Source organism: Variovorax sp. OK212 (assembly GCF_900112425.1).
In the GTDB taxonomy this organism is placed as follows: Bacteria; Pseudomonadota; Gammaproteobacteria; order Burkholderiales; family Burkholderiaceae_C; genus Variovorax.
In genome coordinates, this window is sequence record NZ_FOLP01000005.1 from 19,669 (window position 1) to 38,582 (window position 18,914).

Genomic DNA, 18,914 nt, shown 5'->3' on the forward strand with positions numbered 1-18,914 from the left:
CTGTTTTTCTACAGCGCGACCGTCGATGCGTCGATCTTGCCGGCCAGCCATTGCAGGCCCGCAAGATGCTGCTGGTCGTGGCTGCAGAGGTAGTGAATGAGGCTGCGCAGGGTGAGCGGGCCGTAGCCCTCGAACACCGCCGTGCGCGCGAGTTGGACGTCGCTCAGGCTGGAGACGATTTCCATCGTCTGGATGCGCGCCATGCGGAAATCGGCCAGCACCTTCGCCGCATCGGCCGCGCCGTAGTTGCGCTCGATGGCGAGCGGCTCGCTGTCGATCGACGCCAGCGTCGGATGGGTCTCGGCCAGCGTGCGGCGAAAGCGCACGTGGTAGCCCTCGGTCTCGATGTCGCGCACATGGCACAGCTGCTCGATGGCCGTGAAGGCCTCGCTGGGCACGCCCTCCCACGAGGGCGGCGCCCAGTGCTTGAAGGCCGCGGGAATGGCCGCGTAGTGGGCCTCCAGTTGCAACGGGAAGGCCGCCAGGGCGCTGAGGGTCGTAGGGTTCATGTCTTTTTCCGAAGCGCATTATGGTGCGCGCTCCGTAAAATGACCGATCCCCCCGATCCCTCTCACCCTGCCAGGAGACGCCCGATGAACGCCCCGACCCCCACCTCGCACCTGATGCCGGAGCTTCATCTGCGCGACGTTCCTGCCGCGCTGATCGACGCGCTGAAGGCACGCTTCGGCGACAACTGTTCCACGGCCCTGGAGGTGCGCACGCAGCACGGCCGCGACGAGTCGTCGTTCGACGCGCCGCCGCCCTCCGCCGTGGTGTTCGCCGAGAGCACGCAGGACGTGGCCGACGCCGTGAAGCTGGCCGGCGACCACAGCGTGCCGGTCATTCCCTTCGGCGTGGGCTCTTCGCTCGAAGGCCACCTGCTGGCGGTGCAAGGCGGCATCAGCATCGACGTGTCGCGCATGAACCGCGTGCTGTCGGTCAACGCCGACGACCTCACGGTGACGGTGCAGCCCGGCGTCACGCGCAAGCAGCTCAACGAAGACATCAAGAGCACGGGCCTGTTCTTCCCCATCGACCCGGGCGCGGACGCCTCCATCGGCGGCATGACGGCCACGCGCGCCAGCGGCACGAACGCGGTGCGCTACGGCACCATGCGCGAGAACGTGCTGGCACTCGAAGTGGTCACTGCCGCGGGCGAAGTCATCCGCACCGGCACGCGCGCGAAGAAGTCATCGGCGGGCTACGACCTCACGCGCCTCATGGTGGGCAGCGAAGGCACGCTGGGCGTGGTCACCGAGGTCACGCTGCGCATCTACCCGCTGCCCGAGGCGGTGTCGGCGGCCATCTGCTCGTTCCCGAGCATCGAGGCCGCGGTGCGCACCACCATCGAGACCATCCAGCTGGGCGTGCCGATCGCGCGCGTGGAACTCATCGACGTGAACACGGTGCGCATGGTGAACGCGTACGCCAAGCTGAACCTGCGCGAAGAGCCGATGCTGCTGATGGAATTCCACGGCTCGCCCGCCGGCGTGAAGGAGCAGGCCGAGACCGTGCAGGAACTGGCGAGCGGCCACGGCGGCAATGCCTTCGAATGGGCCAGCACGCCGGAAGAACGCACGCGCCTGTGGACCGCGCGGCACAACAGCTACTTTGCGGCGGTGCAGTCGCGCCCCGGCTGCCGCGTGATCTCCACCGACACCTGCGTGCCGATCTCGCGCCTGGCCGACTGCCTGCTCGACTCGGTCGCCGAGGCCGATGCCAGCGGCATCCCCTACTTCCTCGTGGGCCACGTGGGCGACGGCAACTTCCACTTCGGCTACCTGCTCGACCCCAACGTGCCCGAGGAGCGCGTGAAGGCCGAGGAGCTGAACCACGCGCTGGTGAGCCGCGCGCTCGCGCTGGAAGGCACCTGCACCGGCGAGCACGGCGTGGGCCTGCACAAGATGGGCTTCCTGGTGGACGAGGCGGGTGTAGGTGCCATCGACATGATGCGCACGATCAAGCGCGCGCTCGACCCGAAGAACATCATGAACCCGGGCAAGATCTTCAGCCTCTGACACGGCCGGCGCGCGCTCAGGCGCGGCCCGTAAAAAAAGCCCGGCGGCTCGCGAGAGTCGCCGGGCTTTCTGCTTTGCAGTTGCCGTGCTTTGCTGGTTCTCAGTTGTTGTTGCTGCGCCGGCGTGCCGGCGGTGCCTTCTCTGCAGGCACGTAGGTTTGCGACGGCGCAGCGCCGCCGTCCACGCCCAGGCGGCCACCGCCGCCGAGGCCCTGGCCGCGCACCGTCTGCGCCTTGTAGTTGCGCAACGAGCGGACCATCTGGTTGAAGGCGTCCATGAACGCGGCGGCAATCACCTTGCCCTGTGCCGTGTTGGTGTAGCCGCCGAGACCGCCGCCGCCGCTGCGGCCGGCCAGCGCACCGAAGGCGCCGAAGTCGGTCTTGGAGGCGCTGCCTTCAGCGGCTGCCACCTGCACGCCCGAGCGGTTGTCGATGAGGGTCAGCAGCGCGCTGGCTTCCTTGGTCTGCATGCTGCCGCCGACGGCGGCCAGCGCACGGCCGCGGCCGCCACCCACCAGGCCGCCGAGCGCGCCGCCGATGCCACCGGCATCGCTGTTGCTGAAGACGATCTCGGGCGACAGGCCGTAGTCGGAGGCCACCATCTGGCCGCGGCCGAAGTTGCTGCCGCCGCGCATTTCACCCGACTGCTGCAGCGCGCGTTCGCGCGTCATGGCGTTCATGCCGGCCGCGCCGCGTTCCACGACGATGAAGCAGTTCGACTGTTGCACCAGCAGGCGCAGCAGGTTGGCCGTGGGCGGCAGGCGGTATTCGCCGGTGAGGATGGTGTACCAACCCGCGCTCTGGTTCTCGATCAGCGACACCGTGCCGAGCGGCGATTCGCAGCGCTCGAGCTGGCTGCTCTCGCCGGAGGTGGAGCCGCCCGCGGCGCTGCCGGTGGCCATGGTCTTGGCCGACTGGCTGCCCATCTGCATGTCGGTCGCGGCGCAACCGGTGAGGAAGAAAGCGCCCGCGGCAATGGCCGCAAGCGGGAACCTGGTGAGCTGCATGGGTGGACTCCCTCTGTTGTCAGAGATTTGAATTGAGAAAACCAGCGGTGGAGGATACGCGCAAAGGATTGCAGGAATCAATCAAACGAATGCCCGACATGGCGTTCAAAACGACGTCTCGTTCTAGGCCGTTCGGCGGATGCGCTCGATGAGTCCGTTGAGTGCATCGATGGAGCCGAAGTGAATGGCCAACTCGCCGCTCTCCTCCACCTTGCCGCCGCGCTTGGTGCGCTTCTTGATGCGCACCTCGACCTCGGCCGTGAGCAGGTCGGCGAGTTCTTCCTCGACGCGTTGCAGGTCGCGCGACTTCTCGCCGTCGTTGCCGCGGCGCGAGGGCGTGAGCGTGAACTCGGCCGCGAGCCGCTTCACCAGCGCCTCGGCTTCGCGCACCGACATCTTCTTGGCGGCGATCTGGTTGGCCGCGGTGATCTGCGTGCCGCGGTCCAGCGACAGCAGCGCGCGCGCGTGGCCCATGTCGATGTCGCCGGCCATCAGCATCTGCTGCGCGGGCTCGGCCAGGTTCAGCAGGCGCAGCAGGTTGCTGGCCGCGCTGCGCGAACGGCCCACGGCCTGCGCGGCCTGTTCGTGCGTGAGGCCGAACTCGTTCACTAGGCGCTGCAGGCCCTGCGCTTCTTCGAGCGGGTTCAGGTCTTCGCGCTGGATGTTCTCGATGAGCGACATCGCCGCGGCGGCTTCGTTGGGCACGTCGCGCACCAGCACCGGCACGCTGTCGAGGCCCGCGAGCTTCGCGGCGCGAAAGCGCCGTTCGCCCGCGATGATTTCGTACTCCGCGTTCTTGGCTGCGGCCGATTCGGCGTCGAGCCGGCGCACCAGGATCGGCTGCATGATGCCCTGCACCTTGATGCTCTCGGCCAGCTCGTACAGCGCGCCCTCGTCCATGCGCGTGCGCGGCTGGTAGACGCCGGCCACCATCTGGTCGAGCATCAGCGTGTTCGGGTTCCTCGGCGCACCGCCCTCTTGCGAGCCCGCGTTGCCGTTGTTGCCGTGGTCGGCCGAAGGCGCGGCGGTGGGGCCGAGCAGCGCTTCGAGGCCGCGGCCGAGGCCCTTGGGTTTCTTGGTCGCCATCAATGCGTGTCTTTCGAGATTTCGTTCAGTAGGTGCCGGCCTTCGGGCCAGTCGCCCAGGCCGGATTCGGCATTCAGGTGGCCGCCGGGGCCGGCGTCGACGAAACGGGCGCCCCAGTCCTGCGCCAGCTGGCGCGAGCGCGCGGCGTCGCAGTACGGGTCGTCGTTGGCGGCGATCAGCACCGCCGGGAACGGCAGCGGCTGGCGCACGATCGGCGCCCAGCCGGGAATCAGCTGGCGCAGGTCGTCGCGCTCCACGTCGCCGGGCGCCACCAGCAGCGCACCGCGCACCTTGTGCGTGTTGCGCGAGTGGGCGGCCCAGGCGGCCACCAGGATGCAGCCCAGGCTGTGCGCCGCGAAGACCACCTGGCCGGGCGCGGCCAGCACGGCCTCCTCGAGCTGGATCGACCAGTCGCCTCGCAGCGGCCGCATCCATTCATGCTGGTCGACGCGAAGGTCGCCGTGGACCGTTTCCCAACGCGTCTGCCAGTGCCCGGGGCCGCTGTTCTGCCAGCCGGGCAGCAACAGGATGCGAGGTGCGGTCATTTGCCAGTCAACCTGCCAGTAATTTTGCTATTGTTTTGATAGCACACTATCGAGTGTGGATGAGGGTCAGGCGTTGTTTTCGCTGGTGGTGGCATCGGGCGAAGCGGCCGGTGCCATCACATCCTGCGGAATCGACAGGTCGGGCGCCATGCGCTCGACCGGCGAAATGGGCGGTGCCACCGCGCCCGAGGCGAAGGCGCTGGCGGGCGGCATCTTCTCGACCAGCTCCTGCGCAAAGGCAATGAAGGCCTGGCTGCCGCGCGCGGCCGGGTCGAACACCACGCCCGGCAGGCCGTAGCTCGGTGCCTCCGCAAGACGCACATTGCGCGGGATCACGGTGTCGAACACCTTGTCGCCGAAGTGGGACTTGAGCTGCTCGCTCACCTGCTGCTGCAGCGTGATGCGCGGATCGAACATCACGCGCAGCAGGCCGATGATCTGCAGGTTCTTGTTGAGGTTGGCGTGCACCTGCTTGATGGTGTTGACCAGGTCGGTCAGCCCTTCGAGCGCGAAGTACTCGCACTGCATCGGCACGATCACGCCGTGCGCGGCGCACAGGCCGTTCAGCGTCAGCAGGCTCAGCGACGGCGGGCAGTCGATCAGCACGAAGTCGTACTCGGCGCCGACCGCGGCCAGTGCGGTGCGCAGGCGCTTCTCGCGGCGGTCGAGCGCCACCATTTCCACTTCGGCACCGGCCAGTTCGCGGTTGGCGCCCAGCACGTCGTAGCCGCAACCGCCCTCCACCAGCTTGTCTGTCTTGACCCGCGCCTCGGCCACCGAGGCCGATTCGAGCAGCACGTCGTACACCGTGAGTTCGAGCTGGCGCTTGTCGATGCCCGAACCCATGGTGGCGTTGCCCTGGGGGTCGAGGTCGATCATCAGCACGCGCTGGCCGACCTTGGCCAGGCCGGCCGCGAGATTGACGGTGGTGGTGGTCTTGCCGACGCCGCCCTTTTGGTTGGCGATGCAGAAAATCTTTGCCATGTCAGTACGGGAGGTCGGTCAGCGGGAAATTGCGAGCTTGACGCCGAAGGCGATCAGGAAAGTGCCGGCCAGCTTCTCGAGCGTGGCCGAGATGCGGGGGTTGGCGCGGATGCGCTCGGCCAGGAAGTGCGTGAGGAGCGTCGAGGTCAGGCCGTACAGGAAGGTCAGCGCGGCAATGGTGACGGCCATGGCGCCGAAGGTGACCAGGCCCTGGTGGCGGGTCGGGTCCACGAACAGCGGGAAGAAGGCCATGTAGAACACGATCGCCTTGGGGTTCAGCAAGGTGATGGCGAAGGCCTGGCGCAGGAAGTGGCTGGGCTTGATGTTGAGGATCGGTGCCGAGCCCGGCTTGGCGAGCAGCATCTTGAGGCCGAGCCACGCCAGGTAGCCCGCGCCCAGCCATTGCACGGCCTTGAACGCCGCCGGGTAGGCTGCCAGCACGGCCGACACGCCCGCCACCGCCGCCCACATCAGGCACTGGTCGCCCAGGATCACACCGGACGTTGCAGCCAGCCCGCCACGGATCCCGCCTTTGCTGGTCGACGTGATCAGCGCCAGATTACCCGGACCGGGAATCAGGAGGAACAGGACGATGGCGGCGACGAATGCGCCGTAGTCAGCGATGCCGAACATGGGAATGCCTCAGAAAAGAGAGCCGGAGCGGGTGGGAACAGGGGCGAGAGGGAGGCATCGAGTCTAAGCGAGCACGACGCCGGGAGGACTGTTCTGGCACCGGCTTTTGCCGGTGCCGCCGCTTCTTTTACCGAATCGAACGGAATCCTGAAACGGATGGGGCTGCGAGCCAGGCCCTTTCGGGCTGCCCTCAGGCTTCTTCTTTGCGCGCCCAGACGATGCAGCGCTCGGCATCAAGGCCAGGCACCGTCAGTTGTTCCACGTGAAACACTGACACGCCCTTGGGCAAGGCAGCGAGTTCGTCGCTGGGCATCTTGCCCTTCATGGCCAGCCAAACGCCGCCGGGCGCCAGCAGCTTCATCGAGCCGTTGAAGAAGTCCGGCAGCGAGGCGAAGGCGCGGGAGCTGATCACCTCGTAGCTGCCTTCGAGCAGTTCGACCCGCGCGTGAAGGCCGCGCAGATTGGGCAACTCCAGCTCGGCCGACACCTGCTGCACGAAGGCCGCCTTCTTGGCCACGGCATCGAGGCAACTCACGTCCAGATCGGGCCGCATGATGGCGATGACCACGCCGGGCAGACCGCCGCCCGAGCCCACGTCGAGCAGCTTGCCCTTCCCCGCGCACTCGCGCTGCAGCGGCGCGACCGCCGCGAGGCTGTCGAGCAGGTGGTGCGTGAGCACGCTGGCCGGGTCGCGCAGCGCCGTCAGGTTGTAGACCTTGTTCCACTTGAGCATCAGCGTGCCGTAGGCCAGCAGCTGCTCGGCCTGCTTGTCCGACAGCGTGACTCCCAGCGCGGTGGCGCCCGCGCGCAGCGTATCGATCGGCGCCGTCATTCGGCGGACTGCGGCTCGGCGGCTGCTTCCGTGGTGGCATTGCCTGCATCGGCATCGCGGGCGAAAGCCTTGTGGCCGCCCTTTCGCAGGTGAATCATCAGCAGCGAGATGGCTGCTGGCGTCACGCCGGAGATGCGCGAGGCCAGGCCCAGCGTCTCGGGGCGGTGCTTGTCCAGCTTCTGGCGCACCTCGAAGCTCAGCGCCTTGACCTGCCCGTAGTCGAAATCGGCGGGCAGCTTCAGGTTTTCGAAGTGCGCGGCACGCTCCACTTCGTCGTGCTGACGCTCGATGTAGCCCGAATACTTGGCCGAGATCTCGATCTGCTCGATCTCGGTTTCGGTCAGGGGCACCGATGTACCGTACTTTCCGCCGTCCAGCGACATCAGCATCTGGTAGTTCACATCAGGCCGGCGCAGCAGGTCGGCCAGGTTGTATTCGTGGTCGATGGCCTTGCCCAGCACCCGCTCCGACTCCGACGCCGGCAGGTTGCGCGGGTTGACCCAGATCGACTTGAGCCGCTGTGTTTCACGTGAAACAGCATCGCGCTTGCGGCTGAAAGCGTCCCAGCGCGCGTCGTCCACCAAGCCCAGCTTGCGTCCTGCTTCGGTCAGGCGCATGTCGGCGTTGTCCTCGCGCAGCTGCAGGCGGAACTCGGCGCGGCTGGTGAACATGCGGTACGGCTCGGTCACGCCCTTGGTGATCAGGTCGTCGACCAGCACGCCCAGGTAGGCCTCGTCGCGGCGCGGCAGCCAGGCGTCTTCGCCCCGGCATTGCAGCGCGGCGTTGATGCCGGCGAACAGGCCCTGCGCCGCGGCTTCTTCGTAGCCGGTGGTGCCGTTGATCTGCCCGGCAAAGAACAGGCCCTTGACCGAGCGGGTCTCGAAGCTGCTCTTGAGTTCGCGCGGATCGAAGTAGTCGTACTCGATGGCGTAGCCGGGACGCAGGATGTGCGCGTTCTCCAGGCCGGGCATCGAACGCACCAGCTGGTACTGGATGTCGAACGGCAGGCTGGTCGAGATTCCGTTCGGGTAGTACTCGTTGGTCGTCAGGCCTTCGGGTTCCAGGAAGATCTGGTGGCTTTCCTTGTCTGCAAAGCGGTTGATCTTGTCTTCCACGCTCGGGCAGTAGCGCGGGCCCACGCCGTCGATCTTGCCGGTGAACATCGGGCTGCGGTCGAAGCCCGAGCGAATGATGTCGTGCGTCTGCGCGTTGGTGTGGGTGATCCAGCAAGCCATCTGCCGCGGATGCATGTCGGTGCGGCCCATGAAGCTGAACACCGGCATCGGCCCTGCCCCGCCCGGCATGCCGTCGCCCGGCTGCTCGGTGCACTTGGAGAAGTCGATGCTGCGGCCGTCCAGGCGCGGCGGCGTGCCGGTCTTCAGGCGGCCTTGCGGCAGCTTCAGTTCCTTCAGGCGCGCCGACAGGCTGATGGCCGGCGGGTCGCCCGCGCGGCCGGCCTGGTAGTTGTCGAGGCCGACGTGGATGCGGCCGTCGAGGAAGGTGCCCGCGGTCAGCACCACGGTGCGCGCACGGAAGGCAATGCCCACCTGCGTGACGGCGCCGACCACGCGGTCGCCCTCCACCATCAGGTCGTCGACGGCTTGCTGGAACAGGCTCAGGTTCGGCTGGTTCTCCAGGCGATGGCGGATCGCGGCCTTGTACAGCACGCGGTCGGCCTGCGCACGGGTGGCGCGCACGGCCGGGCCCTTGCTCGAATTGAGAATGCGGAACTGGATGCCGGCCTCGTCGGTGGCAATGGCCATGGCGCCGCCGAGCGCATCCACCTCTTTCACCAGGTGGCCCTTGCCGATGCCGCCAATCGACGGGTTGCAGCTCATCTGCCCCAGCGTCTCGATGTTGTGGGAGAGCAGCAGCGTCTTGGCGCCCATGCGCGCGGCGGCGAGCGCGGCTTCGGTGCCGGCATGGCCACCGCCGACGACGATCACGTCGAATTCTTCGGGGTACAGCATTTGAAATGGGGGGCGCACAACTGACGCGTGCGCGGCGCAAAAGGGGGCGCCAATTTTAATCGGCCAAGCCGATTTGCGCCCGTTGTGTGGACAAGCTAGAGGGCCATGCCAAATAGGCCTCTACCGCGCACCCATATTGAATAGTTTGCTATTTATTTGATAGCAAACAACCCGCGTCAGCCGGTCACTTCCTCGACTTGCACCACGGGCACCGGCTTCTCGATGCCGACCAACGCGCCAGTGGGCGGCGGCGCCTTCGAGGGTTGCAGGCTCTCGTCCTGCAGCTCGCGGATGCTCAGGCGCTTGTCGGTCATGCGCACGTTGCCGAAGATCGTGCAGAAGGCCACGTCCTTGGCATCGCGCCCGGTGCCCACGCGCACCAGCCGGTCGACCGGCGCCATGCGCGTCGGATCGAACAGCACCCACTGCCCGCCGAGCCACGCTTCGAACACGGCGTGAAAGTCTTGCGGCGGCTCGTCGAACCACACGTAGCCCACCACCAGCCGCGCCGGAATGTTCAGCGCGCGGCAGAAGGTGATGCCCAGGTGGGCGAAGTCGCGGCACACGCCGGCGCGTTCCACGAACACCTCGCGCGCGGTGGTGGTCGAGTCGCTGGTGCCGGGCTCGTAGGCGATGCTGTCGTGGATCCAGTCGACGATGGCCTGCACGCGGCCGATGCCGGGCGGCAGGTCGCCGAACAGCTGCTGCGCGCAGCGCGACATCAGGTCCGACTCGCAGTAGCGCGTCGGCATCATGTAGTGCAGCACCTCGTCGGGCACTTCGTTCACGGGCACCTCGCGCAGGTCGGGCGGCACCAGCACGTGGGCGCGCTGCACCGTGGCCTTGTAGCTGATCTTCAGCGGGCCCGGCCGCGCGTCGAAGCGAATGAAGCGGTTGCCGCTCGACTCGTCGCAGAACACCTGCATCTCGGTCGGCGGGTCGATGGCCAGTTCTTCGCTGATCACCGCCTGCGCGCCCGAGCGCGCCGCCTCGATGTTGAGCAGCAGGTGGGCCGGCGCGGCCACTTCATAGTCGAGTTGGGCGTCGACGTGCGAGATGTGCATGGGCAACTTCAGTGTGTCAGTCGAGTGCTTTTTTCACCGCGCCCACGCCGAGGGCGGCGAGCACGACGAACAGCACGGCCAGCACCAGGAACAGGCCGAACAGCAGCTTGGCAATGCCGGCGGCGCCGGCGGCCACGCCACCGAAGCCCAGCAGGCCGGCCACCAGCGAGATGACCGCAAAGATGATCGCGTACTTCAACATTCACATGCTCCTTCGGCAGGACCCTGCCCGCCGTGCCACGCAGCTTAGGAAACGGCGCACGCGGCCTTGATAGTCGGCCCGCGCGTGGCGCCGTAGGACAAAAACGCGACGCCACCGGATTCGCCCGCATCCGCTAGCATCTGCCGCGGTCTCCCACAACAATCACCTCGTCATCCATTGGAGTTTTTGAATGAAGCTGTACTACTCGCCCGGCGCCTGCTCGCTCTCGCCCCACATCGCGCTGCATGAGGCAGGCATTGCCATCGAACCCGTGCTGGCCAGCACCAAGAGCCACAAGCTGCAAGACGGCACCGACTACTACGGCATCAACCCGCTGGGCTACGTGCCGATGCTCGAACTCGACGACGGCACGCGCCTGCGCGAAGGCCCGGCCATCCTGCAATACATTGCCGACCTCGCGCCCACCAAGAACCTCGCGCCGGCCAACGGCACGCTGCAGCGCTACCGCCTGCAGGAGTGGCTGACCTTCATCGGCACCGAAGTGCACAAGGGCTTCAGCCCGCTGTTCAACCCGAACATGCCCGAAGAAGCCAAGACCATCTTCAAGGACAAGCTGGCCTCGCGCTTCAAGTGGCTCGACAGCGAACTGGCCAACAAGCAGTACCTGATGGGCGAGCACTTCAGCGTGGCCGACGGCTACCTGTTCACCGTGACCAACTGGACCAAGCCCACGGGCGTGGACATCTCCGGCTACCCCAACCTGCAGGCCTGGCACGCGCGCGTGGGCGCCCGCCCCGCGGTGCAGGAAGCCATGAAGGCCGAAGGCCTGCTGAAGTAAGCAAGCCGGCTCAGCCAGGCGGCCGGCGGCTCCCTCAGGGAAAACCCGGCCCGCTTCAGCCACAAGCCGCATGAAGCGGCTTTTTTTTCGGGCGACGCTAGGCGCATGCCCGAACTACCTCCCTCCTCTCCTTCTGCTTGCGCGGAACTGCGCGAAGACATGCGTGGCCCCGTCATGTGGCTCACCATCGCGCGCGAAGAACGCCGCAACGCCCTCGACGCCGCGGTCATCGCCGGCCTGGGCGACGCCATCGCGCGCGCCAATGCGGACACGGCTGTGCGAGCGGTGGTCATCACCGGCGCCGGCACGCGCGCCTTCTGCGCGGGCGCCGACCTGCAAAGCGGCACCTCCTTCAAGTTCGACTACGCCGCGCCCTACCAGGCCATGGCCAACCTGTTTCGCCAGGCCCGGCAATCGACCGTGCCGCTGATCGCGCGCGTCAACGGCGCCTGCATGGCTGGCGGCATGGGGCTCATGGCGATGTGCGACATGGCCGTGGCCAGCCGCCAGGCCGTGTTCGGCCTGCCCGAGGTGAAGGTCGGCGTGTTTCCCGCGCAGGTGCTCAGCGTGCTCGGCGGGTTGCTGCCGCGCCGCGTGCTGGCCGAGATGTGCATCACGGGCGAGCCCATCGACGCCGCTCAGGCACTCGCGCTCAACCTCGTGAACCGCGTGAGCGACGACGTCGACGAGAGCGTCGACTGGCTGCTCGCCCGCATGCTCGACAAATCGCCCGCCGCCATCCGCCGCGGCCTGTACACGCTGAAGAAGATCGAGACGATGGCCTTCGAGGAATCGATGGCCTTCACCGAAAGCCAGATCGGCCTGTTCGCACTGACCGAAGATGCCGCGGAAGGACAACTGGCCTTCCGCGAGAAACGCAAGCCGCAATGGAGTGGACGATGAGCAGCAGGAACAGCAACGACGACGGCAACAGCGAACGCATCGTCCGCATCGGCGGCGCCTCGGGCTTCTGGGGCGACAGCAGCGTGGGCGCGCCGCAGCTCGTGGGCAGCGGGCAGATCGACTACCTCGTGTTCGACTACCTCGCCGAACTCACCATGTCGATCCTGGCGGGCGCGCGGCTGAAGAAGCCCGAGCTCGGCTATGCGACCGACTTCGTTTCCGTCGCGATGAAGGCCGTGCTGAAGGACGTCGTGGAACAGGGCATCCGCGTGGTGAGCAACGCGGGCGGCGTCAATCCGCAAGGCTGCGCGGATGCGCTCGCAGCACTCGCCGCGGAGCAAGGCATCGCACTGAAGATCGCGGTGGTGAGCGGCGACGACGTGTCCGCGCTGCTGCCGCAACTGCGCCAGTCGCAGCCGCCCGTGCGCGAACTGCAAAGCGGCGCGGCCTTGCCCGAGCGCGTGCTCACCGCCAACGCCTACCTCGGCGCGCGCCCGATCCAGGCCGCGCTCGACGCGGGCGCGCAGGTGGTCATCACCGGGCGCTGCGTCGACTCGGCCGTGACGCTCGGCGTGCTCATGCACGAGTTCCGGTGGCAGCCCGGCGACTTCGACCTGCTCGCGGCCGGCAGCCTCGCGGGCCACATCATCGAATGCGGCTGCCAGGCCACCGGCGGCCTGCACACCGACTGGGACACCGTGCCCGACTGGCCCAACATCGGCTACCCCATCGTCGAGTGCAGCGCCGACGGCAGCTTCGTCGTCACCAAGCCCGCGGGCACCGGCGGCAAGCTCGTGCCCGCGGTGGTGGGCGAGCAGATGCTCTACGAAATCGGCGACCCCGCCGCCTACCTGCTGCCCGACGTCACGGCCGACTTCACGCAGGTGCGCATCGCGCAGGCCGGCGAGCACCGCGTGCGCGTGCACGGCGCGCGCGGCCGTGCGCCGAGCGCGAGCTACAAGGTCAGCGCCACGCATGTCGACGGCTTCAAGACGGCGGCGCAGCTGACCATCGTGGGCTTCGACGCGGTGGCCAAGGCGCGGCGCACGGGCGAGGCGATCCTGGCGCGCACCGGTGCGCTCTTCGCCCGGTACGGCTTCGGCCCGTACAGCGGCACGCAGCTCGAGGTGCTCGGCGCGGAGTCGTGCTACGGGCCGCATGCGCAGACGCAGGCGCAGCAGATCCGCGAGGCCGTGCTGAGGCTCGCGGTGACGCACCCGCGCAAGGACGCGCTGGAGCTGTTCGCGCGCGAGGTGGCGCCGGCCGGCACCTCGTGGTCTCCGGGCACCACGGGCGCGGGCGGCGGACGGGCCTCGGTGTCGCCGTCGATCCGGCAGTACGCGTTCCTGCTCGACAAGTCGCTGGTGGAGGCCCGCGTGCACATCGGCGGCGAGCGCATCGAGCTGCCGCGCGCCGAAGCACCGGTTGCGGGCGACCTTCCCGCAGTGTCCACGGCACCCTCCGCGCCCGCCAAGGCCCCGGCGACCGATGCCGCCCCCCTGGCCCCGGACACCGTCGAAGTGCCCCTCATTCGCCTCGCCTGGGCCCGCAGCGGCGACAAGGGCGACACGTCGAACATCGGCGTGATCGCCCGCCACCCCGAGCTGCTGCCGCTGCTGCGCGAACAGCTCACCGAGGCGCGCGTGGCCGAATGGCTCGCGCACCTCGTGAAGGGCCGCGTCACGCGCCACGACGTGCCGGGCATCGGCGCCTTCAACTTCGTCTGCGAGCAGGCGCTGGGCGGCGGCGGCATGGCCTCGCTGCGCAACGACCCGCTGGGCAAGGGCATGGGGCAGATCCTGCTGGCCATTCCGATGCGCGTGGACCCGGCCGAACTGGCCCGGCTTTCGTTGCCCCTCTAGCACCAATCGGGACAACCGTGCGACAGCAGGGTTGAGGCCGGGCGCTTAGCCTTCGCCTGTTTTCAACTCTGCTTCCCTTTCACGATGTCCTCCCTCTTCGACTCCGTCCAGGCCGGCGACCTGAACCTCGCCAACCGCATCGTGATGGCGCCGCTCACGCGCAACCGGTCGCCCAACGCGATTCCTCCGGACATCGCCACCACCTACTACGCACAGCGCGCCAGCGCCGGCCTGCTGATCACCGAAGCCACCGCCATCAGCCACCAGGGCCAGGGCTACTCGGACGTGCCCGGCCTCTACGGCACCGAGCAGCTCGACGCCTGGAAGCGCGTGACCGACGCCGTGCATGCCAAGGACGGCAAGATCGTCGTGCAGCTGTGGCACGTGGGCCGCGTCTCGCACACCGAACTGCAACCCGATGGCGGCAAGCCCGTGGCGCCATCGGCCATCACCGCCAAGACCAAGACCGTGCTCATCAAGGACGGCGTGCCCGGCTTCGTCGACACCTCCGAGCCGCGCGCGCTCGACGCCGGCGAGATCCCCGGCATCGTCCACGCCTTCGCGGTGGCGGCACGCAGCGCGGTGGAAACCGCCGGCTTCGACGGCGTGGAACTGCACGGCGCCAACGGCTACCTGCTCGACCAGTTCCTGAAGGACGGCAGCAACAAGCGCACCGACGACTACGGCGGCACCATCGAGAACCGCGCGCGCCTGCTGCTGGAAGCCACGCGCGCCGTGGTCGACGCGGTGGGTGGCGGCAAGACCGGCATCCGCCTGTCGCCCGTGACGCCAGCCAACGACGCGCACGACAGCAACCCGCAGCCGCTGTTCACCTATGTGGTGAAGCAGCTCGCGCAGCTGAACCTGGCGTACATCCACATCATCGAAGGCGCCACCGGCGGCCCGCGCGAAATTGCCGACCGCCCCTTCGACTACGAAGCGCTGAAGGCCGCCTACCGCGAAGCCGGCGGCAAGGCCGCATGGATGGTGAACAACGGCTACGACCGCCCGCTGGCCGAGGAAGCCGTGAAGGAAGGCGACGACCTCGTGGCCTTCGGCAAGCCCTTCATCTCGAACCCCGACCTGGTGCGCCGCCTGCGCGAGAACGCACCGCTCAACGAGATCGACAAGGCCACCATGTACGGTGGCGGCGCCAAGGGCTACACGGACTATCCGGCACTGGCCTGATGCCGGCGGCGTGGAAAGGTGGGCGCCGCGAGGCTCCACTTTTTCCACGCCCGGTGGCATTTCTTCAGCCACCTCCGGGTGGTTTGACCATTGTTTGCAGTGCGTGCGCTGATCCCTCCGCAAACTGCCTCGACCTCGTTCCTTGTCATGGAAGTCGTCGATGCCGCGCACACTCTCGGTCAGCTCTCCCGCGATACCCATGCGCCAGGGCGCTCCCGCCCTGGCACCCGTTCGCCTCTCGGGCCATGAGGGGCTGAACCACCTCTTCGAGTACGAGCTGCTGCTCAAGACGCCGGATGCATTGAACCTTGATGCATCGATGGCTGCAGACTTCGATCTCGATGCATTTGTCGGCCGCGAGATCGGCTGCGAGATCGCTCTCGACGATGGCGTCTCGGGCTTTCGTCAGATCAACGCGCTGATCACCGATGCGGCACTCTGGGGTGAAGAAGGCCGACACGTCCAGTACAAGCTCACCCTGCGCCCCTGGCTGCACCTGGCCACGCTGAGCACCGACTGCCGGATCTTCCAGAACCAGACCGTGGTGCAGACCCTCGATGCGCTGCTGGCGGACTACGCGTTCCCCGTCGACAAGCGGCTGGTCGAGACCTACCCGGTGCGCGACTACCAGACCCAGTTCAACGAGAGCGACTTCGCGTTCTTCAGCCGGCTGTGCCAGGAATGGGGCATCAGCTACCACTTCGAACATTCGCGGGGGAAACACCGGCTGGTGCTCTGCGATGCGATGGGGGCGTATGGGCAGGCCGACACTGCGGCCTATCGAGAGGTCGAGTACCACGCCCCGGGCTGGAAGATCGATGCGGAGTACATCCACAGCTTTGTGCCCGCGAGCCGCCTGACCAGCGGGAGGTATGCGACACGGGACTACGACTACACCCGGCCGAGAGCCGACCTGGGTGTGGGTCGAAAGGATCCCCGGCCCACAGGGCATGCCGATGGCGAGGTCTACGAATGGCACGCTTCCAATTCCGGCAGCCACTACGTTCAACCCAACGCGGGCAGCGCTGCCGGCAACGATCCTCGGGGTGAAGGCAACCTGCTGGCGGTCCTGCGCATGCAGGCGCTGCGCACCCACGGTGCCAGGGCCGAAGCCAGCGGCAACCTCCGAGGCATGGTGCCCGGGCGCACCTTCAAGCTGCACAAGCACCCAAGAGAATCCGCCAACGCCGAGTACCTGCTCCTCTCCACCCGCTTGCTGATCGAAGACGTGGCCCAGGACAGCCAGGCCAAGGAAGCGATCGAGCGCAAGCAGCAGTGGCAGGTCCGCGTGGACTTCACGGCCCACCCCGTCACCGAAGCCCTTCGCCCCGCACTCACCCAGCCCAAGCCTCGTGCGGGTGGCTCGCAAGTGGCGCTCGTGGTCGGGCCTGCCGGAGAGAACATCTGGACCGACGCGCTCGGGCGCATCAAGGTTCAGTTCCCCTGGGATCGCATCGGCAACACAGACCCGCACAGCAGCTGCTGGCTGCGCGTGAGTTCACCGTGGGCGGGCAACCAGCTGGGCGGCATCCACCTTCCCCGCATCGGCCAGGAAGTCATCGTCGACTTCCTCTCCGGTGACCCGGACCTGCCGATCTGCACGGGCCGCGTGCACAACCAGGTGAACATGCCGCCGTGGGAGTTGCCCGGCCAGGGTGCGTTGAGTGGCTTTCGAAGCCGGGAGCTGACGAAAGGCGGAGGCAACGGCGCGGCGGGCCGCGCCAACCACCTGCTGATGGACGACACCGACGGCCGGATCCAGGCGCAGCTCAAGAGCGACCACCAGAGCTCGAGCCTGAGCCTGGGGTTCATCACGCGGGTGGAGGACAACGCGGGGCGCAAGGACCCCAGGGGCGAGGGTTTCGAGCTGCGCACCGACGGGCACGGCGTGCTGCGCGCGCAGGACGGCTTGCTCATCACCACCGAGGCGCGGCCGGAGGCGGCTCGCCATGCCAAGGACATGGGCGAGACCGTGCAGCGCCTCACGCAGGCACGCGAGCAGATCGAAGGCCTTGCAGCAGCGGCTCAGATCGCCAAGGCCCAGGACAGGGAAGACGACCAGGCCACCGTCGCCAAGGCCGTCAAGCAGCAGAACGAAGCGCTCAAGGGCCAGGGGAGCGGCAAGGCCGAAGGCCGCTTCCCCGAACTGGCCGAACCTCATCTGGTGCTCGCCAGTCCCGCGGGCATCGCGATCACCGCGACGGAAAGCGCGCACAGCCACACCGGTGCCCACACGCAGCTCACGAGCGGCGGCCACACCTCCATCAGCTCGGCCAGGCGCATCCTCGCAAGCGTCGCCGAAGGCATGCGCATCTTCACGCTCAAGAGCGGCATCAAGGCCTTCGCATCAGAAGGCGACATCCGCATCGAAGCGCAAGACGACGCGATTGAGGCGACAGCCTTGAAGGACTTCGACATCGTCAGCACCGAGGACACGGTCTACATCACCGGCAAGAAGAAGGTCACGATCAACGGCGGCACCAGCTTCAGCGAATGGAGCGAAGGCGGCATCCGGCATGGCACGCTGGGCACGTGGTTCGAGCATGCCGCGATGCATGCGGCGCCGGGGCCCGACAGCCGACCCGGGCCCTCCGCGCAGAAGGTGTGCCGGGAGTGCATGAAGCGTGCGACGCGCCGCGCAACGGCCGCCGCGCCGCGGGAGTGACATGACGAACAACAACAGCAACGCGCTGTCATCCCCCGGCATCGTGGACATCGCAAGCGCCAGGTTCCAAGCCGTGCTGCTTCGGTCCATGCTGGCGCAGATCGACCGGCTGCTCTGTGCCGAACGAACGACGACACCGGCGCAAGCCCTGCCCATGCCCATGCCCATGCCCATGCCCATGCCCATGCGCCACTACGCGCTGGTCAGTGCGGGGCAATGCGAGGAAGGTGCCGTCAGCCACATGGTCGCGATGCACGAGCTCGTCGCCGAGCGCCTGCTCATGCAGACGCCCGAAGCCGAGATGGCCGACATCGGGCCATGGCTCATCGAGATGCCAAGGGCCCCTTCCGCGTCGCTGCGCCGCTCGCTCGCGCACCAGGCCGCGGCCCAGGCGCTGACCCTGCTGGGCAGCCCGCTGCGCCTGCCCAAGCTCTGCGAACACCTGCGCGGCTTCCTGTCCGGCACCTTGCCCGACGGATCGCCCGTGCTGTTGCGCTACTTCGATCCGCGCATCGGCTTCGACATGCTCGCGCACTGGCCAGCCGCCGCGCAACGGCAATTCGCCCAGCCGCTCGCCTGGTGGGCCGGCTGGGACGGCGACGCGCGGCTTCGGTACGTCAAGGGCGCCGCATCAGCCGACATCGCCCCTCCGGCCCCTCCGCCCCCTTCGCCCCCTTCAGCCCCTTCGAACGCCGCGCTCGAACTCCCCGCCGAATGGGTCCGGGCCATGGACAAGGCCGGCGAAGCGAATCTCGTCGTCGCCCTGCTCGCCGAAGAGCTGGAAACCTCGAACCCGAACGCAGCGAACCGCCTCGCACAGATGCATCCGTCGCTTCGCAGGCAGATCGCGCAGGCCGCGTTGGCATTCGCCCATCGCGCGGGGCTCACGGGCTGGCACAACAAGGCACAGGCCTGCCGCCAGGCGCTGCTCACGCATGCCCGCTTCCACGCCCATCCCGGCTTTCTGGACACGCTGTCGGGAGCGCCCGCCCCTCTCGATCTGCGCGAGGTCCTGGCACGCGTGCCCCTGCCCGTGCAGCAAGAGTGGACACAGGACCGCGACGCCATGCTGGCCCGGCTCTACGACGCGCAGTCCAGCGTCCTTCTCGCCGCCATCAACTCGTCGGCCGCGGCGTCCCTGCCCGGCGCCTGCTGAC

General features: G+C 67.8%; 17 protein-coding genes. 7 read left to right on the top strand and 10 right to left on the bottom strand.

The features are described from left to right. Positions 1-8: 8 nt before the first annotated feature. Positions 9-509 (bottom strand): DinB family protein, encoded by a 501-nt coding sequence (locus BM004_RS16670; RefSeq protein ID WP_093128765.1) that lies wholly within the window; start codon positions 507-509, stop codon positions 9-11. Between the two features lie 84 nt (positions 510-593). Between BM004_RS16670 and BM004_RS16675 the strand changes: the two genes are divergently transcribed. Then, entirely contained in the window at positions 594-2,018 is a 1,425-nt protein-coding gene (locus tag BM004_RS16675) for an FAD-binding oxidoreductase (RefSeq protein ID WP_093215059.1), read from the top strand. A gap of 100 nt (positions 2,019-2,118) precedes the next feature. On the opposite strand, the gene BM004_RS16680 is transcribed toward BM004_RS16675, so the two are convergent. The 9 genes from BM004_RS16680 to BM004_RS16720 form a co-directional block, all read right to left on the bottom strand. Next, the gene (locus tag BM004_RS16680) at positions 2,119-3,024 is read right to left on the bottom strand and encodes a CsgG/HfaB family protein (RefSeq protein WP_093215061.1); all 906 of its coding nucleotides are present in this window, start codon (positions 3,022-3,024) and stop codon (positions 2,119-2,121) included. A 123-nt stretch (positions 3,025-3,147) separates the two neighbouring features. Beyond that, positions 3,148-4,110 (bottom strand): ParB/RepB/Spo0J family partition protein, encoded by a 963-nt coding sequence (locus BM004_RS16685; protein ID WP_093215063.1) that lies wholly within the window; start codon positions 4,108-4,110, stop codon positions 3,148-3,150. Beyond that, positions 4,110-4,655 carry an RBBP9/YdeN family alpha/beta hydrolase gene (locus tag BM004_RS16690; RefSeq protein WP_093215065.1) on the bottom strand — a complete coding sequence of 182 codons (546 nt, stop codon included), beginning with the start codon at positions 4,653-4,655 and terminating at the stop codon, positions 4,110-4,112. The genes BM004_RS16685 and BM004_RS16690 overlap by 1 nt, the downstream gene beginning before the upstream one ends. A gap of 66 nt (positions 4,656-4,721) precedes the next feature. Continuing rightward, positions 4,722-5,639 (bottom strand): ParA family protein, encoded by a 918-nt coding sequence (locus tag BM004_RS16695; protein WP_093128772.1) that lies wholly within the window; start codon positions 5,637-5,639, stop codon positions 4,722-4,724. 18 nt (positions 5,640-5,657) lie between these two features. Then, entirely contained in the window at positions 5,658-6,272 is a 615-nt protein-coding gene (locus tag BM004_RS16700) for a LysE family transporter (RefSeq protein WP_093128773.1), read from the bottom strand. A gap of 190 nt (positions 6,273-6,462) precedes the next feature. Then, a complete protein-coding gene (rsmG, locus tag BM004_RS16705) occupies positions 6,463-7,104 on the bottom strand; it encodes a 16S rRNA (guanine(527)-N(7))-methyltransferase RsmG (RefSeq protein WP_093215067.1) in 642 nt (213 codons plus the stop codon). Beyond that, positions 7,101-9,074: a tRNA uridine-5-carboxymethylaminomethyl(34) synthesis enzyme MnmG gene (mnmG, locus tag BM004_RS16710; protein ID WP_093215070.1), complete on the bottom strand. Its 1,974-nt coding sequence runs from the start codon at positions 9,072-9,074 to the stop codon at positions 7,101-7,103. The genes rsmG and mnmG overlap by 4 nt, the downstream gene beginning before the upstream one ends. 176 nt (positions 9,075-9,250) lie before the next feature. Next, entirely contained in the window at positions 9,251-10,138 is an 888-nt protein-coding gene (locus BM004_RS16715; RefSeq protein ID WP_093215072.1) for a transglutaminase-like domain-containing protein, read from the bottom strand. A 16-nt stretch (positions 10,139-10,154) separates the two neighbouring features. Continuing rightward, positions 10,155-10,340 (bottom strand): DUF1328 family protein, encoded by a 186-nt coding sequence (locus tag BM004_RS16720; RefSeq protein ID WP_013538518.1) that lies wholly within the window; start codon positions 10,338-10,340, stop codon positions 10,155-10,157. Between the two features lie 190 nt (positions 10,341-10,530). Between BM004_RS16720 and gstA the strand changes: the two genes are divergently transcribed. From gstA to BM004_RS16750, 6 genes are all read left to right on the top strand, one after another. Then, on the top strand, positions 10,531-11,139 hold the full coding sequence (gene gstA / locus BM004_RS16725; RefSeq protein WP_093128777.1) for a glutathione transferase GstA: 609 nt from the start codon (positions 10,531-10,533) through the stop codon (positions 11,137-11,139). 159 nt (positions 11,140-11,298) lie between these two features. Then, a complete protein-coding gene (locus tag BM004_RS16730; RefSeq protein ID WP_371271243.1) occupies positions 11,299-12,042 on the top strand; it encodes an enoyl-CoA hydratase/isomerase family protein in 744 nt (247 codons plus the stop codon). Then, the gene (locus BM004_RS16735; protein WP_093215078.1) at positions 12,039-13,904 is read left to right on the top strand and encodes an acyclic terpene utilization AtuA family protein; all 1,866 of its coding nucleotides are present in this window, start codon (positions 12,039-12,041) and stop codon (positions 13,902-13,904) included. The genes BM004_RS16730 and BM004_RS16735 overlap by 4 nt, the downstream gene beginning before the upstream one ends. An 84-nt stretch (positions 13,905-13,988) precedes the next feature. Next, on the top strand, positions 13,989-15,092 hold the full coding sequence (locus BM004_RS16740) for an alkene reductase (protein ID WP_093128780.1): 1,104 nt from the start codon (positions 13,989-13,991) through the stop codon (positions 15,090-15,092). Positions 15,093-15,252: 160 nt separating this feature from the next. Next, positions 15,253-17,757 (top strand): type VI secretion system Vgr family protein, encoded by a 2,505-nt coding sequence (locus BM004_RS16745; protein WP_093215081.1) that lies wholly within the window; start codon positions 15,253-15,255, stop codon positions 17,755-17,757. Between the two features lies 1 nt (position 17,758). Then, positions 17,759-18,913: a DUF4123 domain-containing protein gene (locus BM004_RS16750; RefSeq protein ID WP_093334547.1), complete on the top strand. Its 1,155-nt coding sequence runs from the start codon at positions 17,759-17,761 to the stop codon at positions 18,911-18,913. The last annotated feature ends 1 nt before the right edge of the window (position 18,914 follow it).

Bases quoted from the DNA above. Each gene is read 5' to 3' on its own strand.
- BM004_RS16670 (WP_093128765.1), bottom strand. From the start codon at position 509: ATGAACCCTACGACCCTCAGCGCCCTGGCGGCCTTCCCGTTGCAACTG.
- BM004_RS16675 (WP_093215059.1), top strand. From the start codon at position 594: ATGAACGCCCCGACCCCCACCTCGCACCTGATGCCGGAGCTTCATCTG.
- BM004_RS16680 (WP_093215061.1), bottom strand. From the start codon at position 3,024: ATGCAGCTCACCAGGTTCCCGCTTGCGGCCATTGCCGCGGGCGCTTTC.
- BM004_RS16685 (WP_093215063.1), bottom strand. From the start codon at position 4,110: ATGGCGACCAAGAAACCCAAGGGCCTCGGCCGCGGCCTCGAAGCGCTG.
- BM004_RS16690 (WP_093215065.1), bottom strand. From the start codon at position 4,655: ATGACCGCACCTCGCATCCTGTTGCTGCCCGGCTGGCAGAACAGCGGC.
- BM004_RS16695 (WP_093128772.1), bottom strand. From the start codon at position 5,639: ATGGCAAAGATTTTCTGCATCGCCAACCAAAAGGGCGGCGTCGGCAAG.
- BM004_RS16700 (WP_093128773.1), bottom strand. From the start codon at position 6,272: ATGTTCGGCATCGCTGACTACGGCGCATTCGTCGCCGCCATCGTCCTG.
- rsmG (WP_093215067.1), bottom strand. From the start codon at position 7,104: ATGACGGCGCCGATCGATACGCTGCGCGCGGGCGCCACCGCGCTGGGA.
- mnmG (WP_093215070.1), bottom strand. From the start codon at position 9,074: ATGCTGTACCCCGAAGAATTCGACGTGATCGTCGTCGGCGGTGGCCAT.
- BM004_RS16715 (WP_093215072.1), bottom strand. From the start codon at position 10,138: ATGCACATCTCGCACGTCGACGCCCAACTCGACTATGAAGTGGCCGCG.
- BM004_RS16720 (WP_013538518.1), bottom strand. From the start codon at position 10,340: ATGTTGAAGTACGCGATCATCTTTGCGGTCATCTCGCTGGTGGCCGGC.
- gstA (WP_093128777.1), top strand. From the start codon at position 10,531: ATGAAGCTGTACTACTCGCCCGGCGCCTGCTCGCTCTCGCCCCACATC.
- BM004_RS16730 (WP_371271243.1), top strand. From the start codon at position 11,299: ATGCGTGGCCCCGTCATGTGGCTCACCATCGCGCGCGAAGAACGCCGC.
- BM004_RS16735 (WP_093215078.1), top strand. From the start codon at position 12,039: ATGAGCAGCAGGAACAGCAACGACGACGGCAACAGCGAACGCATCGTC.
- BM004_RS16740 (WP_093128780.1), top strand. From the start codon at position 13,989: ATGTCCTCCCTCTTCGACTCCGTCCAGGCCGGCGACCTGAACCTCGCC.
- BM004_RS16745 (WP_093215081.1), top strand. From the start codon at position 15,253: ATGCCGCGCACACTCTCGGTCAGCTCTCCCGCGATACCCATGCGCCAG.
- BM004_RS16750 (WP_093334547.1), top strand. From the start codon at position 17,759: ATGACGAACAACAACAGCAACGCGCTGTCATCCCCCGGCATCGTGGAC.